Origin of the sequence: Halovivax sp. (assembly GCA_007119345.1) — an archaeon.
Taxonomy (GTDB): Archaea; Halobacteriota; Halobacteria; order Halobacteriales; family Natrialbaceae; genus Halovivax.
The window spans coordinates 1-14902 of the sequence record SKPV01000079.1; the positions used below are offsets into that span (position 1 = coordinate 1).

Consider the following 14902-nt stretch of genomic DNA (forward strand, 5'->3'; position numbering starts at 1 on the left):
CGAGCGCGAGCCGGCGGGCCTCAGGGTTCCGTTCGGGGAGCGCGGATCGGCTCGCGGCGGCTCGCCTGCGGAGGGCGGCGCCGGCGCGTCCGGACGCGTCCCAGAACGTCGCGGGCAGGAACAGGACCAGCGCGGCGAAAAGCAGCGGCGGGAAGAGGCCGACGGCGACGGACAGTCCGAGGCCGACGACGGCGCCGAGAAACGCGAGGACGTGGACGGTCCGCGCCCACCCCGCGGTGAGCAGGAGCAGCGGCGACGAGAGCAGCAGGCCGTACCAGCCGTAGGTACCGAGTTCCAGCAGGATCGGGTAGTCGGCGAGGCGGTTCCCCAGCAGGATCGTCACGTGATCCTGTCGGAGAGCGTAGTCGAGGGCCTCGCCGGTCGGCCAGCTGTCGCCGCGTCGCTTCTGGGCGGCGTTGCTGGCGAAGATCGCGATCAGGTAGCCGAGGATCGCCGCCGTCGCCGGCGTCGCGACGAGGTCGCGCTCCGAGCGCCGCGAGCGGAGCGCCCACCGTTCGGCGAGCGGGAGGAAGACCGCCAGCAGCAGGAGGTCCCGCAGCAGCCGGTCGCCGGCGTTGAGGACGTGCGGGTTCCGCCAGTGCAGCGAGATCACGAGCCCGGCCGCCAGCAGGGCCGCGAGCTGCGGTCGGTAGCCCACCGCGAGCGCGACCGCGAGCGCCGCCGCGATCGCGAAGAGGACGACCTGGAACCACGCGTCCCCCGAGAGGGCGTGCAGCGAGTACTCGGCGGCCCAGGTCGACTCCGCGAACCGGAGCTCGCGCGGGTAGGCGCCGTCGTCGGTGTAGAACGTTCGCAGGTCCCGCGAGCGGTGGAGGACGTCGAACAGCAGCGTCAGTCCGAGCAACGCGCGAAACGCGGCGAGCGCTCGCGCGTCGACGCCGAGGCGACGGTCCAGGGCATCTCGCAGGCGATCGCGGTCGAGGGAGGGGAGGGGGCGGGCGGGCATGATCGTTCGCGTGGGCGGTCCGGGGAGGGCGGGCGGCGGTCGATTCGGTTTCGCTCGTGAAATGATATCGGTCCTATAAATCTTTTCTGCACGCATCTCCGCCGAGCCGGCAAGCGGACCGGGATGTGATCGGGGTCCGGCGTCCGTGACCGCCGGAACACCCGCCGTCCAGCGCCAGGAGTCGCCCGAACCCGGCAACACGAAGGGTTTTTTGCGCGACGGCGCCCGAAGGCGAGTTAATGACCGGGAACGAGACGTGCGAGGACGCAGGTCGTGACGGCGGGGAGGAGCCGGCGACGGACGGCGGTGAGCGAACCACCGGTTCGCGAGCCTCGTCGGAACCCCGATCCGACGGGGGCGCCGCGGCCGGCGCGGACGACGTCGCGCTCGACCCGTGGGGCTCCTCGACCGTCTCCGACTACCGGAAGCTGTTCGCCGAATTCGGCATCGAGGAGTTCGACGAGGTCCTCGCAGAGGTTCCCGAGCCCCACTACCTGATGCGCCGGGGCGTGATCTTCGGCCACCGCGACTACCGACCCGTCGCCGAGGCGCTCCGCGAGGGCGAGGACGCGGCGGTCCTCTCCGGCTTCATGCCCACCGGCGACCCGCACATCGGCCACAAGCTCGTCTTCGACGAGATCATCTGGCACCAGGAGCGCGGCGCCGACGCCTACGCGCTGATCGCCGACCTCGAGGCGCACTCGGCGCGCGGGCTCTCGTGGGAGGAGATCGACGAACACGGTCGGAACTACCTCCTCTCGCTGCTCGCGCTCGGGTTCGACCCCGAGGAAGGGACCCTCTACCGCCAGTCGACGAATCGCGAGGTCCAGGACCTCGCCTTCGAGCTGGGTATCGAGGCCAACGTCTCCGAGCTCGGGTCGATCTACGGCTTCGACGGCGAAACCGACGTCTCGCACATGCAGTCGGTCGTCACGCAGATGGCCGACATCCTCTACCCGCAGCTCGAGCGGCCGAAGCCGACCGTGATCCCCGTGGGGCCGGACCAGGACCCGCACGTCCGGCTGGCCCGCGACCTCGCCTCGCGGATGCGAACGTTCGGCGTGACGACCGCCTACGCGAGCTTCGAGGCCACCGAGGCCGAACTCGAACACGTCGGCGACGCCTACGAGTCCCGGGAGGCGTACGCCGAGGATCCCGACCAGCCCCGCTGCGGAGAGGCCGCCGAGTGGCTCCGCGAGGAGCGCGACGCGTCCGATCCCGACGTGGAATCGGCGATCACCAAGCTCGAGAACGCGGGGATGGAACCGCTTCGACCCCGCACCAGATTCCTCGATCGGCGGGCGACCGACGAGGCCTTCGAGGCGCTGATCGACGCGATCGAGGGCGAAAAGCGCGTCTTCGAGGAGCACGTCGACGCATTCGACCTCGATCGCGAGACGGCCGACGAGCTCGCCCGCGAGGTCGAGGTCGACCGCGGCGGCTACGGCTTCCTGGCGCCGTCGTCGATCTATCACCGGTTCATGACCGGTCTCACCGGCGGCAAGATGTCCTCGTCGATCCCGGCGAGCCACATCTCGCTGCTCGACGATCCCGAGGAGGGCTACGAGAAGGTGAAGTCGGCGACGACCGGCGGGCGCGAGACGGCCGAGAAGCAGCGCGAACTCGGCGGCCGCGCCGACGAGTGTCCCGTCTACGAGCTGTACGCGTACCTGCTGGCCGGCGACGACGACGAGTTCGCAAAGCGGGTCTACGACGAGTGCGTCGGCGGCGACCGCCTCTGTGGCGACTGTAAAGAGCAAGCCGCCCGGCTCATGAAGGAGTTTCTGGCGGACCACCAGGAGAAGCGCGAGGAGGTCGCGGACCTGCTCGACGCCGCGGACATCGAGCTGGAGTCGCCGCGACGGGGGTGAGAAACCGGCCGGTCGCCGGCCGGCAGCCGAGCCACGGACACCGCCGAGTCGCGACTGCCGGAGGTATTTGCCAGGGGCGGGCGGATGCGGGGAGGCGATCGCCGCACCCGAAGTCGAACGGGCCAGCGCGACGGGCGGCGGAGTCGCCCGCCGACCGAGGTAGCGGAGAGAATCGCCTCCAGGCGTGAGCCCGGGTATCCTTTGCGGCCGTGCAGGCGCTTAATACATCCTCGCGCCAACGAGCGGTCATGGCCGAACCCCACGTAGACGAGGATCGACGACGCCAGCACGCGTCCGCCGACGTCGCCCCGGAGCTGTACGCGTCGGAGGGATCGCGATGACCGACGCGGAGGGGTCCGTCGACGGGTGCGAGGAGGCACGAGTCGACGACCACCTGGAGGGGGTCCCCGCCGGCGCCGGCTGCACCGAGATCTGGGAGCACCTCGCCGAGCGGCGGGAAGAGTAGCGTGGCGCCGAGAGGTCCGCCGGAGCGGGGCGAGTCCCGCCGCGGGGCGTGGGCTTTTGCCACCGTAGCGCGAACTACCGAGCCATGACCGAGCGGAGCGGCGGGGAGCGAGACGGCGGGCGCGGCGGCCGGAGGGGATCGTCCGCCGACGACCGCGAGCCGCCGATCCCGACCGACCGCGAGTCGCCGGTGGGCGCCCCGGTGATCCGCGGCGACGCCGCGGTCACCGGCGAACGCGCGCGCCGGGCCGTCCAGTTCGATCCCGACGACCCGGAGAGCCTCGCCGCCGCTGCCGAGACCGTCCGCGAGTTCGCCGACGGGAGCGTCGACGCGGACAACCTCTACATGCTTCGCGGCGCCGCCGCGTGCGCCGCCCTCGTCCGCGGCGTCGGCTCCTACAAGGCGGCGGCCGAGCGCGCCGGCGGCGAGGCGACGGTCTCGTTCATCCGCAAGTGGGCCCGGGTTCACGACCTGCCGCGGTCGGTCCGTCGCCAGGTCGCCACCGGCGCGATCGCGCCCACGGCCGCGAAGCACGTCGCCCGGGTCGGCGGCGAGGACCGCCTCCTGCTCGCCTGGGCGATCCTCGACGGCGACCTGACGGTCCGGCAAGTCCGGAGCGTCGCGAGCGCGGTCAACGACGGCGTCCCCGTCGGCGCGGCCCTCGCCGAGGAAGGAATCCAGCTCGGCCGGATGGAGCTTCGCCTCCCGGCGGACGCCTACCGGGACCTCCGCCGGGAGGCCGCGATCGAGGACGTCCCCCCGGGAGAGATCGTCGCCGACGCACTGGCCGCGCACTTCGAGACCGAGGACAGAAACGCTTAACCGCGGCCTGCGGGAAGTACGAGCCGAGGGCCGGTAGCTCAGTCCGGCAGAGCGTCTGGCTTTTAACCAGACGGTCGCGTGTTCAAATCGCGCCCGGCCCGCTACGCGCCGAGCAATCCGCGAGGAGCGGAGCGACCACGAGCGATTTGAATCGCAGGGAGTCCCCGGACCGAACGGCACGAGCGGCCGTCCGAGCCGGCGTCGGCCCGGCGTCTCCGGACGGGATACCGCGTCCGCCCGCGACCAGAGCGGGTCGTAACGCTTTACGCCCGTGCCGGACTCGAATCATCCGATGGTCGATCGCCCACGGACGCTCAGGTTCGCCCTCCTCGTCGTCGCGCTCTGCGCGCTGGTGGGGCTCTTCGTCTGGTTCGCGACGGTAGAACCCGACCCCGAGCGCAATCACTACCCCGACGGAGACGACCTGGGAGGGGAATACGACGCCCACGTCGGCGATCGAGTCGCCGTCGGCGGCACGATCGTCGCGTCCGATCCGGCGGTACTGGAGGTCGATCACGCCCACGGGACGAGTCGTTACGAGCTCCGGAACCCGCCCGCCGTCGAGGAGGGGCAGTACGTTCGCGTCTACGCGACGGCCCGGCCGGACTACGAACTCGTGGTGGACGACGCGGTCGTGATCGACGGCTGGGAGCGCCAGTACATGTACGGAATCTCGATCCTCGCCGCCCTGTGGGTGGCGGCTCGGACCGCCAGGCAGTGGCGGTTCGACGCGAACCGCCTCGGCTTCGTTCCCCGGCCGGACTCGGCGTCGTCGACCGCCGGGGACGGACGTTCGATGGCGACCGCCGACGGCGGTGATCGCGATGGCTGACCTGCTCACCCACGTGCTGGTCGCCTACGTCCTCGCGACGCTGGCGTCGATTCGCTACGAGTGGATCTCACCGGCGCACGTCACCGCCGCCATGGCCGGAGCGATGATCCCGGATCTCAACCGCCTCGAACTCGTCGTCCCCCCGGAGCTCGTCGAGCCCGCCGTCGGGATCCCCATCTCGTGGACCGCGTTCCACACGCTGGGCGGTTCGCTGCTCGTCGTCGCGATCGGGGTGCTGTGCGTTCCGCGCGAGTACCGCCGCGGGGTGGCGGCGATGGCGCTCCTCGGGATGGCGTCCCACCACGCCCTCGACCTGCTGGTGACGAATCCGACGGGACACACGTACCCGGTGCTCTGGCCGCTCTCGGCGTACCACCCGCCGACGCCGGGGCTGTACCTGAGCAGCGATCGGTGGCCGGCGGCCGTCGCCGGCGTCGCCGCGGCGGCGGCGTGGTACCTCCGGTATCGGCGGTGAAACGCGCGAGAATCGCGATCGCGAGAGCCTTACGCGGTTTCGAACTCGTCGGGCGGTAGCAGCGCCGCCACCTCGTCGAAGGCGAGCGCTTCGATCAGCGCGCTCGTCTCGCCTTCCACGAGCGCCAGGCCGATCTCGCCGGCCACGTCGGCGACGGCCAGTCCGTCCGTCTCCTCGGCGCGACTCTCGAACGCCGCCACCGCGTCGCCGATCAGTTCCGTCTGGGCCTCCTCCATTTCGGCCTGCGCTTCCCCTTGATCGATGTCGCCGTCCTCGACGCGCTCGAAGACGTCCGCCTGGATCTGCTCGAATTCCTCCTCGTCGACGTTCACCGCGAGGGCGACGGTCGGTTCGTCGTCGGTCAGCGCCGCGTTTTCGGCGTCGTTCGTGTCGTCGTCGCTGCCGAACGTGGACAGGCAGCCGGCCAGTGACGCGGCGGTTCCGGCGCCGCCGACCTGGATCAGCCGACGACGGGGGAGCGGGTTCGTCATACAATCGTGCCTGGAACGGCCCACCTATACGCCTTCGGATTCTCTGGCGGAACCATACTCCGATCCGAGTGAATGTTTTTCTAGAGTACGGAAACTCCCCGACGGGGGCGGTCGTCGTTCAGGCGGAGTACTCGACGTCGGTGACGATCACGCGCAGCGCCTCGACGTCCTCGAGAACGGCGCCCCAGCCCCCCGCGGTGTGGCGCTGCTCGCCGTCGTCGATCACGAGGTTCACGACGCCGCCGAGCAGCGAGCGCCGCGGGAGCCCCTCCGCGGTCGGTCCCGTCTGGTACGTCGTCTCGACGACCTCCCCCGAAAGTTCGACCGGCTCGCCGGTCTCCACCGACTCGCCGACCACGGTCGCGCGGACGGTCGCGCCGTCAGCCAGGAGCGCCTCGAGGTCGCGGACGCAGGCGCGGACGTCGACGTACGTCCGCGGGAGGTCGTCGCGCCGCTCGGAGTGGATCGTCTCCCACTCGTTCCACAGCGACGATTTGAAGAAGGTGTGAAAGACGTAGGCGTGGGTCCGCTCGTCGACGATGATCCCGTACTCGTTGACCGAGCGCTCGTGGGGCGCGAAACAGACCGTCCGACGGTCGACGATGGCGACGAACGGCGATGGCAGCGTCCGGAACCGGACCTCGGTGCAGGTCTCCTCGAAGCGGTCGGTCGGCGGCGCCGTCGCGTCAACGGACTCGTCGGTGTAGCACAACTTCACGAATGCGCCCCGGTCGCGGGCGGCCCGGAGGTGCGGCGCAAGCGCCTCGAACTGGGACTCGTTCGCGCACAGCTGTACCTGGTTGGTCGCGCCTTCGATCTCCGTCGCCGCCCGATCGAGTACGGTCTCGAATCGGTGGACGACGCTGACGGCGTAGTCGTCCATCGTCGGTTCGGCCCACCGTTCTTCGATCGTCTCCGCCGCCCGAGAGAACCGGGAGGCCCGCGACTCGAGGTCCTCCGTGACGCTCGAAGGGTCGCGTACCCGGGCGTGCAGGCTCCCCTGCTCGTAGACCTCGACGTACCCCTTCTCCTCGAGGTCGCGGAGCACGTCGTAGATTCGGGGCGCCGGGACGCCGCTTCGGTCCGCGATCTCCGCGGCCGAGGCGGCTCCGACGTCGACCAGGGCGACGAGGGCGTCCGCCTGGTAGGGGGAGAGGCCGGCGTGTTCCAGGGCGTTCGTGAGATCGTTATCGTCCATCGCTATTTCGAGAGAGACAGGCGCGTTACGTAAATGCTCGTCGCGTCCGGGTTGCGCCGAGCGCGGTGCGGCCGAAGTGGCCGCGCGGACCTCGTTCTCCGTCGTCCCGATGGTCCCCGGACTGCGGGAGGGGTGCCGCGCCGGGTCGCAACGCCATCGAGGGAGTCGGAAATATTATTTTAACGGGTATAGTAAACATTCTATGACAGTCACTCGATCGGGAACGTTCGCCGCAGCGACGGCTCGCGAGCTACCTGCACCCCACGACCCCGAAGGCGGGACGGCCCGGGCGGTCGCGGGCCGATGGAGCGCGGTCGTATGATCCGGCACGATGCCGCGGGGAATCCGTTCCTCGGCGGCGAGCTCTTCGATGCCGTCCAGCGGGGCGGCGTCTTCGACGATTCGAAGCAGTTCGTCGACGCCGTGCCGACGACGAGTCCCGACCGCATCCGGCGTCGGTTCGCGGCCCGCCGCGACGACGCGGGGTTCGACCTCCGGGCGTTCGTCGAGGCGCACTTCGACGTGCCGCCGGCCGCGGCCGCGGCTGGCGAGAGCGACGGCGGCCGTGATCGCTCGATGACGGCCCACGTCGACCGCCTCTGGTCGCGGCTGCTCCGGGAGCAGACGCCGCGGGGCGAGTTCGACACGCTGATCCCGCTCCCCGAACCGCACCCCGTACCGGGCGGACGCTTCAGGGAGGCCTACTACTGGGACAGTTACTTCGTCGCGGAGGGGCTGGCGGCGAGCGGGCGACTCGACGCGGTGGCGGCCGTCGCCGACAACTTCGCGAGCCTCGTCGAGCGGTTCGGCTTCGTCCCGAACGGGAACCGGACGTACTACGCCGGCCGCTCGCAGCTGTCGCTGTACGCCGGGGTCGTCGACGTGCTTGATCGCCACCGCGGCGCCGACGCCGTCTCGCGGCACTTGCCCGCACTTGAGGCCGAGCACGCGTTCTGGATGGACGGCCGCGATCAGGTCTCGCCGGCTCGCCCGGCGCACCGTCGGGTCGTCCGGCTCGACGACGGGCGAGTGCTGAACCGGTACTGGGACGATCGCGGCGGGCCGCGGCCCGAGTCCTACCGCGAGGATCGGGAAACGGCGGCGGCCGTCACGCCGGCGGAGCGGCCCGCGCTGTACCGAGATCTCCGCTCCGCCTGCGAGTCCGGGTGGGATTTCAGCAGCCGGTGGCTCGCCGATCCGGACGACCTCGCCTCCGTCGAAACGACGAAGATCGTCCCCGTTGACCTCAACGCGGCCCTCTACGGCCTCGAGTGGCGGCTGGCGGACTGGTTCGGTCGCGCCGGCGAGCGGGAGAAGGCCCGGCGCTACCGGCGCGCGGCGGCCGAGCGCGCCGAGGCGATCGACCGGTGCTGCTGGGACTCGGCTCGCGGGTTCTACGCGGACTACCACGTCCCGTCGGAGCGACCGACGGAAACGTGGTCGCTGGCGGCGGTCGCGCCCCTGTTCTTCGGCGCGAGTTCCGAGGAGCGAGCCGCGTCGGTCGCGGACGTCCTCGAGCGGCGGTTCCTCGAGGCCGGCGGCCTCCTGACGACGCTGACCCGGTCGGGCCAGCAGTGGGACGCGCCCAACGGGTGGGCACCCCTGCACTGGATGGCCGTCGTCGGCCTCCGGCGCTACGGATTCGACGAACTGGCCCGCGAGATCGCCCAGCGGTGGCTCGCCCTGAACCGGGCCGTCTTCGAGGCCGAGGGTCGGCTGGTCGAGAAGTACGACGTGACGAGCGCCGCGGGGACCGGCGGCGGTGGGGAGTACCCGCTGCAGGACGGCTTCGGGTGGACGAACGGGGTCGCAGTAGCGCTCGCGCGCCTGCTCGGACGGGAGCGGCCGCTCCTTGATCGGCCGTTCGTCCGGGAGTGAGTCTGTCGGTGACGGTGTGAACGCAGCCGACGACGACGCGGGCGCGATCGACCAGCCCGAGCACGATCGGGGATCGCGGCCCCGGATCCGGTCGTCGTGCCCGGAGTCCTCCGCGATCACTCCGCTTCCGATCGCGCCGGCGCCTGCGTCAGCCCGTGGCAGATCGCGTCGCCCGTCTCGCCGTCGAAGAGATGGACCTTCGAGCGGTCCAGGACGACATCGACGCGCCCGTCCTCGGCGACGTCCGCGTCCGGGACCACGCTCATGAGCAGCTGGCCCTCGCCGCGACCCTCGGCGCTCGTCTCCACGTCCTCGTCGAACAGCAGGTAGACGAAGATCTCGTCGCCCATCGGTTCGAGCACGTCGGCGACCATCGTGAGCGTCCGAGAGGGAGCGTCCGCCTGGTCCCGGTTGCGCGCGAGATGGACGTCCTCCGGGCGAACGCCGAGGGTGACGGCCTGGTCCGGCTCGACGCCGTGGCTCTCCGGATCCAGCTCCAGGCTCGCGTGCGTGGACTCGAAGCCCGCGTCGGTCACCCGCCCGGACAAGAAGTTCATGCCCGGCGAGCCGATGAAGCCGGCGACGAACAGGTTGGCCGGCTCGTTGTAGCACTCGAGCGGCGGCGCGATCTGCTGGAGCTCGCCCGCGTTCATCACCGCGATCCGGTCCGACATCGTCATCGCCTCCGCCTGATCGTGGGTGACGTAGACGATGGTCGTGTCCAGCTCCTTGTGCAGGCGCTGGAGCTCCGTCCGCATGTGGACGCGGAGTTTGGCGTCGAGGTTCGCGAGCGGTTCGTCCATCAGGAAGACGTCCGGGTTGCGCACGATCGCGCGCGCGATCGCGACGCGTTGGCGCTGGCCCCCGGACATCTCGTCGGGCATCCGGTCCATCATCCCTTCGAGCTGGACGATCTCGGCGGCGCGCTCGACGCGCCGGTCGATCTCCACCTGCTCGTACTTGCGCAGGCGGAGGCCGAACGAGATGTTGTCGTAGACGTCCATGTGCGGGAACAGCGCGATGTTCTGGAAGACCATCGAGACGCCCCGGTCCTTCGGTGGGGCGTTCGTCACGTCGCGATCGCCGATGACCACACGGCCTTCGGTGGGCATCGTAAGCCCGGCGATCGTCTCCATCGTCGTCGACTTCCCACAGCCCGAGGGACCGACGAAGGTGACGAACTCGCCGTCCTCGATTGCCAGGTTCATGTCGTCGACCGCCGTTACCTCGCCATACCGTTTCGTGATCTCCTCGAGTCTAACTCGTGCCATGGTTACTCCTTTACCGCTCCCGCGGTGAGGCCGCTGACGATCTTCTCCTGGGCCACGATCACCAGGATCGCCACCGGTAAGACGGCGACGACGCTGGCTGCAGCCATCAGGTTGTACAGCACCTCGTACTGCCCCTGGAACCGGAGGACGCCCTCGAGCATCGGCGCCCAGTTCCCGGCGCGCCCGTCCGTCATCAGCGAGGAGAAGAAGTACTCGTTGTAGACGGCGATGAAGGTGAGCACGCCCGCGGTCGCGACCCCCGGCGCAGACAGCGGGACGATCACACGGAAGAGCGCGCCCAGCCGGGTCGTCCCCTCGACGCGGGCGGCGTCCTCGAGACCGTCGGGAATCTGCGAGTAGAACGTCATCAGGATAAAGATCGACAGCGGCAGGAACAGCGCCGAGAACGGGATGAACATCGCGTACGGCGTGTTGTACAGCGAGCCGTCCTGCACCACCGGTCGGAGGACGTCCACGTTCCGGTTGAACAGGCGGTTCAGCGGGACGAAGAACGACGCCGGCGGGAAGAACGACACGATGAGCACCAGCAGCAAGAGCGGCCCCTTCCCCCGGAACCGGAGCCGGCCGAAGACGTAGCCCGCCAGGCTCGCGATGACCAGGACGATGACGGTGGTCACCGTCGCGATCAGGAAGCTGTTGAACATGTACCGGTGGAAGGGGATCGTCGTGAAGACCTCGACGAAGGCGCCGGGGTTCGTTCCCATCGTCAGGTCGCCCTCGAGGACGAGCCTCGGATCGAACCCGCCCGGCGTGAGGAAGACGGTCGAGAGCTCGCCCCGCGGGGTCAGCGCCACCATCGCCAGCCAGTAGAACGGGAAGAGCGTGGTGACCACGAAGAAGATCGCCGCGGTGTAAAACGCCGCCCTGTAGGCGCGCTCGGGGTTTCGGATCCAGGCGGCCGCCCACGCCTCGACGATCCCGCGGTCGATCTCCGGCTCCTCTCGCCGGTCGATCCGACCGAGTTCCGGCTCGTCGCGCGTCGCCACGTCAGATCACCCCCTCCCTCGCGTCGCGCAACTTCCACAGGTAGACGCCGACGAACAGGGCGATGAGGACCGCGGTCAGGAACGCGATCGTCGCAGCCGTCGCCCACCGTCGCGTCTGATCGAGCGAGATTATCACCATGCAGGTCATCGACGGCACCGTCGAGCAGCCGACCGTCGCGTCGATCAGCCCGTAGATGCGCATCGCGTCCATCGTCCGAAACAGCATCGCCACCAGCAGCACCGGCAGCACGATCGGCAGGGTGATGTGCTTGAACCGCTGCCACGGCGTCGCACCGGCGACCTCCGCGACGTCGTACAGGCTGCGGTCGACGCTCTGTAACCCCGCCAGGATCAACAACGCCATGAACGCCGCCGTCTTCCAAATATCGGCTACCAGAACGATGATGAATCCGTCCCGACTGCTCGCCAGCGGGTTGCTGCCGAACACGCCGAGCCACTGCATAAAGTCCGCGCCGAACCCCACGGTCGGGTTGAACAGCAGGAAGAAGATCATCCCCTGGATGACGATCGGGATCGCCCACGGGATGATGATCGCGACGCGCACCCAGCGCCGACCCCGGAACTCCTGGTCGATGACCAGCGCCTGGCCGAACCCGAGCAGCGTCTCGAACAGAACGCTCAGGACCGCGAACGCGACCGTCACGAACAGCGCCTGCCGGAGGAGCGGACTCCCCAGCTCGAGGAACGGGAACGCGCCGGTCGTCGACACGTCGAGCACCTGACGGGGGATCCGCGCCTCTCCGGTCAGCACGGCGACGTAGTTGTCGAGGCCGACGAACCCGCCGAACGGATCCGCCCGGCGCGTCTCGTCGGCGAGCAGCGAGAAGCGCACCGTCTCGACCAGCGGGTAGAACGCGACGACCGCGAGGATCAGGAACGTCGGGACCAGCAGGAGGTAAGCGTACGCCTCTTCGCTCAGCGTCTCCATCCGATCCAGCGGCCGAGAGAGCACGGAACCGCCGGCCTCCTCCGACGACTGATTGGGTGCCATCGCCGCGCGCTCACACCTGCTCGCTCTCTTCGAGCTGGCCATCCAGGTCCGACATGGCCGCCTCTGGAGTCTTCTCGCCCCGGTAGGCGTCGTGAACCTCCTGGTAGACCATCGCGGACTGCTCCGGCCAGATGTCGGTCACCGGCCGCGGGACCGTGTTCTCGCCGGCGACCGCGAGCGTGTCGAGATACCGGCCGACCGGGCCGACGAGGTCCTCGTCGGCCTGCTGGGTGACCGACGGGTCCGGGGGGATGTTGCCGTTGAGCTCGAACAGGGTCAGCATCACGTTCTCGCTGGCGAACGCCTCGAGCACCTGCAGCGCCTCCTCCTGGCGCTCCGAGTTCGGGTTGACCGTCAGGTGCCAGCCGCCGAGGGCGGCCGCCGTCCCGCCCGTGCCGGCGTAGTTGCCCTGGCCCTCCTCGACGCCGTACGGCAGCGGCATCACGCCGAGGTCCTCGCCCCACTCCTCGTCGTCGCCGTTGATGACGATCGAGTACGGCCAGTTGCGGTGGAAGATCGCGTCCCCGTTGGTGAAGGGCTCCCGAGCGTCCTCCTCGGTGAACTCGACGAGGTCCGAATTGGCCAGCCGCGGGTAGTCCGGGTCCGCGTCCTCGGCGTCGGGACCGTACATGAACGACCGCATCATGCGGATCGTGTCGTACAGCGGCTCCTCGTCGACCGTGATCGGCCGGTCGCCGACGGAACCGAACAGGTTGTCGTGGTCGCCGAAGTACGCGCCGCCGAACGACGTCATCGTCTCGTTGAACGTACAGCAGGCCAGCCCCTCGTATGCGTCGGCCTGCGTCGTGAACGCGTACTCGTACTCGTCCTCGCCGCCGTGGTACTCCCAGACGTCGGCCGCCATCTCGGCGAACTCCAGCCAGGACATCGGCTCGGTTGCCCAGTTCTCGCCGTCGGGGTCGTAGCCGGCCTCCTCGACGAGGTCCTTCCGGTACTGCATCGTGGGGTAGTCCGGGAACAGCGGGAGGCCGTACAGGTCGCCCGTCTCCGGATCGGACGCCGTGTCGATCGTCGCCGGCAGGTAGTCGCTCCCGACGTACTCCAGCGTCTCCTCGGACAGAGCATCGCTCAGGTTGACCAGCTGTCCGCGGAAGATGAACGGCATCGTCCACCCCGAATCCATCATGAAGATGTCGGGGCTCGATCGCCCGGCGTCCAGCGCCTGCGTGTACTCGGCCAACCGGGAGTCCGTCTCGAAGTCGCCCGGCAACACCTCGATCTCCACGTCCTCGTCGAGACCGGCCTCCCGGAGGGCTTCCTGGATGTCGTCCGAGATCTCCTCGAAGTCCGCGTCCGCCGAGAGCTGGATCGGTCCGCCGTCGCCATCGTCTCCACCGAGGCAGCCGGCCACGGTCGCCGCGGCCCCCGTCGCTCCCGCCGCCTCGACGAAGCGTCGCCGAGAGATCCCGTTCGACTCGCCCGCTCCGGTCCGGTTGGATTGTACCATAACAGGTGTTGTTAATAATCCCCGTAGTTAAATGTTCACATTAGGCAATTTCGTTACAATTGACCCGTCACCGGGGCGGACGAACGACTTATGGCGGTCTCGGCGAAACCGAGGGGTGACCGCGGTACTCCCGCCCGTACGACCATGAACTCGAACGACGGCGGCGCGGACCGGAGCGACGCCGACGGGTGTGACACGCCGACGCCGGACCACAGCGGCGAGGAGCGGCGACCGTCGGCGCGGCGGCGCGGGTCCGACGATGGCCGCCTCGCCTGGTCCGAGGAGATTCTCTTCGGGGGGATGGAGCTCACAATCCTTTCGACGCCGGCGTTCGCCGCGCTCGTCACCCTCCAGGGCGTCTACCCGGACGCCGCTCCCCTCGCCGGGCTGCAGGCGCTCGCCGTCGGGAGCGTGGCCCTCGCGGCGTTCCGCACCCGCGCCGTCGACGTCGGGCCGTGGCCGCGCCGCGGGGAGTTCGCCTCGCTCCCGCTGCGGGTGACGTACTTCAGCGTCCTCTTCTTCGCGGCGACGATGGGCGTCGCCGTGGCGGCCGCCGCCGCCGGCACGTGGTGGGCGACGCTCCTGGGCGGCGCGACGCAAACGATCGGGCTCGCAGCGTTCCCAACGGTCTACGGCCTTGTCCACGGCGAGCCGCTGCGGGACCCCGTCGCGCGGGCGTGACCCGCCCGGACGTATTTGTACCGGCGATCCCTTCACTCGGGCGATGAACCCGCTCGCACCGATCCGGGCGGCCCTCGACCGCGTCCGCCGACCGGAGTACACCGGCGAGAACCGCTGCTGGCCCTGCACGGTCGCCAACGGTTCGATCGTGCTCATCGCCGCGACGGCGCTGGCCCTCCTGCACCCACTCGCCTCAGCCGCGGCGCTCGCGATCGGCGCCGCGCTCGTCGCGCTTCGCGGCTACGTCGTCCCCGGAACTCCGGCCCTCGCGCCGGCGCTGACGTCGGCGCTGCCGGTCGGGGGCGACGAGCGGCCCGACTCCGACTCGCTCTCGGACGGGGCCGACGGCGAGGCGGTGCTCGCGGCGCTGCTCGAGGTGGGTGCGGTCGAGGCCGAGGACAACGAGATGCGCCTCGACGACGCGTTTCGCGCGCGGTTCGCCGAGCGGATGGCCGAGCTGCGC

The 14902-nt window shown here is 69.9% G+C and carries 13 protein-coding genes, 1 tRNA gene and 2 pseudogenes; 9 read left to right on the forward strand and 7 right to left on the reverse strand.

Annotation, left to right across the window (positions count from 1 at the left end; all coding sequences use genetic code 11):
• Positions 1-967 (reverse strand): annotated as a pseudogene (locus QZT59_RS05500) (hypothetical protein); the annotation flags it as partial.
• Positions 968-1206: 239 nt separating this feature from the next.
• On the opposite strand from QZT59_RS05500, the gene QZT59_RS05505 reads away from it, so the two are divergent.
• The 6 genes from QZT59_RS05505 (at position 1207) to QZT59_RS05530 (ending at position 5433) form a co-directional block, all read left to right on the forward strand.
• Positions 1207-2838, forward strand: coding sequence for a tryptophan--tRNA ligase (locus tag QZT59_RS05505; RefSeq protein ID WP_290812518.1), 1632 nt, complete (start codon positions 1207-1209; stop codon positions 2836-2838).
• 337 nt (positions 2839-3175) lie between these two features.
• Positions 3176-3304, forward strand: a complete 129-nt coding sequence (locus tag QZT59_RS05510) for a hypothetical protein (RefSeq protein WP_290812521.1) — start codon at positions 3176-3178, stop codon at positions 3302-3304.
• An 84-nt stretch (positions 3305-3388) separates the two neighbouring features.
• Positions 3389-4126 (forward strand): hypothetical protein, encoded by a 738-nt coding sequence (locus QZT59_RS05515; protein ID WP_290812524.1) that lies wholly within the window; start codon positions 3389-3391, stop codon positions 4124-4126.
• Between the two features lie 27 nt (positions 4127-4153).
• Positions 4154-4227: transfer RNA gene (locus tag QZT59_RS05520), tRNA-Lys, on the forward strand.
• Between the two features lie 191 nt (positions 4228-4418).
• Positions 4419-4958 carry a hypothetical protein gene (locus QZT59_RS05525; RefSeq protein WP_290812527.1) on the forward strand — a complete coding sequence of 180 codons (540 nt, stop codon included), beginning with the start codon at positions 4419-4421 and terminating at the stop codon, positions 4956-4958.
• A complete protein-coding gene (locus QZT59_RS05530; protein WP_290812530.1) occupies positions 4951-5433 on the forward strand; it encodes a metal-dependent hydrolase in 483 nt (160 codons plus the stop codon). Before QZT59_RS05525 ends, QZT59_RS05530 begins: the two co-directional genes overlap by 8 nt.
• Positions 5434-5462: 29 nt before the next feature.
• Here QZT59_RS05530 and QZT59_RS05535 read toward each other — a convergent pair whose 3' ends face one another.
• Positions 5463-5924 carry a hypothetical protein gene (locus tag QZT59_RS05535; protein ID WP_290812533.1) on the reverse strand — a complete coding sequence of 154 codons (462 nt, stop codon included), beginning with the start codon at positions 5922-5924 and terminating at the stop codon, positions 5463-5465.
• 118 nt (positions 5925-6042) lie between these two features.
• Positions 6043-7122: a TrmB family transcriptional regulator gene (locus QZT59_RS05540; protein ID WP_290812536.1), complete on the reverse strand. Its 1080-nt coding sequence runs from the start codon at positions 7120-7122 to the stop codon at positions 6043-6045.
• A 318-nt stretch (positions 7123-7440) separates the two neighbouring features.
• Between QZT59_RS05540 and treF the strand changes: the two genes are divergently transcribed.
• Positions 7441-9000, forward strand: coding sequence for an alpha,alpha-trehalase TreF (treF, locus tag QZT59_RS05545; RefSeq protein ID WP_290812539.1), 1560 nt, complete (start codon positions 7441-7443; stop codon positions 8998-9000).
• Between the two features lie 116 nt (positions 9001-9116).
• Here treF and QZT59_RS05550 read toward each other — a convergent pair whose 3' ends face one another.
• The 4 genes from QZT59_RS05550 to QZT59_RS05565 are packed head-to-tail and all read right to left on the reverse strand — an operon-like array spanning position 9117 to position 13758.
• The gene (locus tag QZT59_RS05550) at positions 9117-10271 is read right to left on the reverse strand and encodes an ABC transporter ATP-binding protein (protein WP_290812542.1); all 1155 of its coding nucleotides are present in this window, start codon (positions 10269-10271) and stop codon (positions 9117-9119) included.
• Positions 10272-10273: 2 nt separating this feature from the next.
• On the reverse strand, positions 10274-11278 hold the full coding sequence (locus tag QZT59_RS05555) for a carbohydrate ABC transporter permease (RefSeq protein ID WP_290812544.1): 1005 nt from the start codon (positions 11276-11278) through the stop codon (positions 10274-10276).
• A 1-nt stretch (position 11279) separates the two neighbouring features.
• On the reverse strand, positions 11280-12290 hold the full coding sequence (locus QZT59_RS05560) for a carbohydrate ABC transporter permease (RefSeq protein WP_290812546.1): 1011 nt from the start codon (positions 12288-12290) through the stop codon (positions 11280-11282).
• Between the two features lie 10 nt (positions 12291-12300).
• Complete coding sequence (locus tag QZT59_RS05565; RefSeq protein ID WP_290812548.1) at positions 12301-13758, reverse strand: extracellular solute-binding protein; 1458 nt, start codon at positions 13756-13758, stop codon at positions 12301-12303.
• Between the two features lie 144 nt (positions 13759-13902).
• On the opposite strand from QZT59_RS05565, the gene QZT59_RS05570 reads away from it, so the two are divergent.
• Together QZT59_RS05570 and QZT59_RS05575 are read left to right on the forward strand one after the other, a co-directional pair.
• A complete protein-coding gene (locus tag QZT59_RS05570) occupies positions 13903-14439 on the forward strand; it encodes a hypothetical protein (RefSeq protein ID WP_290812550.1) in 537 nt (178 codons plus the stop codon).
• Between the two features lie 43 nt (positions 14440-14482).
• Positions 14483-14902 (forward strand): annotated as a pseudogene (locus QZT59_RS05575) (hypothetical protein); the annotation flags it as partial.

Coding starts and splice junctions, on each gene's coding strand:
- QZT59_RS05505 (WP_290812518.1), top strand. CDS start 1,207: ATGACCGGGAACGAGACGTGCGAGGACGCAGGTCGTGACGGCGGGGAG.
- QZT59_RS05510 (WP_290812521.1), top strand. CDS start 3,176: ATGACCGACGCGGAGGGGTCCGTCGACGGGTGCGAGGAGGCACGAGTC.
- QZT59_RS05515 (WP_290812524.1), top strand. CDS start 3,389: ATGACCGAGCGGAGCGGCGGGGAGCGAGACGGCGGGCGCGGCGGCCGG.
- QZT59_RS05525 (WP_290812527.1), top strand. CDS start 4,419: ATGGTCGATCGCCCACGGACGCTCAGGTTCGCCCTCCTCGTCGTCGCG.
- QZT59_RS05530 (WP_290812530.1), top strand. CDS start 4,951: ATGGCTGACCTGCTCACCCACGTGCTGGTCGCCTACGTCCTCGCGACG.
- QZT59_RS05535 (WP_290812533.1), bottom strand. CDS start 5,924: ATGACGAACCCGCTCCCCCGTCGTCGGCTGATCCAGGTCGGCGGCGCC.
- QZT59_RS05540 (WP_290812536.1), bottom strand. CDS start 7,122: ATGGACGATAACGATCTCACGAACGCCCTGGAACACGCCGGCCTCTCC.
- treF (WP_290812539.1), top strand. CDS start 7,441: ATGATCCGGCACGATGCCGCGGGGAATCCGTTCCTCGGCGGCGAGCTC.
- QZT59_RS05550 (WP_290812542.1), bottom strand. CDS start 10,271: ATGGCACGAGTTAGACTCGAGGAGATCACGAAACGGTATGGCGAGGTA.
- QZT59_RS05560 (WP_290812546.1), bottom strand. CDS start 12,290: ATGGCACCCAATCAGTCGTCGGAGGAGGCCGGCGGTTCCGTGCTCTCT.
- QZT59_RS05565 (WP_290812548.1), bottom strand. CDS start 13,758: ATGGTACAATCCAACCGGACCGGAGCGGGCGAGTCGAACGGGATCTCT.
- QZT59_RS05570 (WP_290812550.1), top strand. CDS start 13,903: ATGAACTCGAACGACGGCGGCGCGGACCGGAGCGACGCCGACGGGTGT.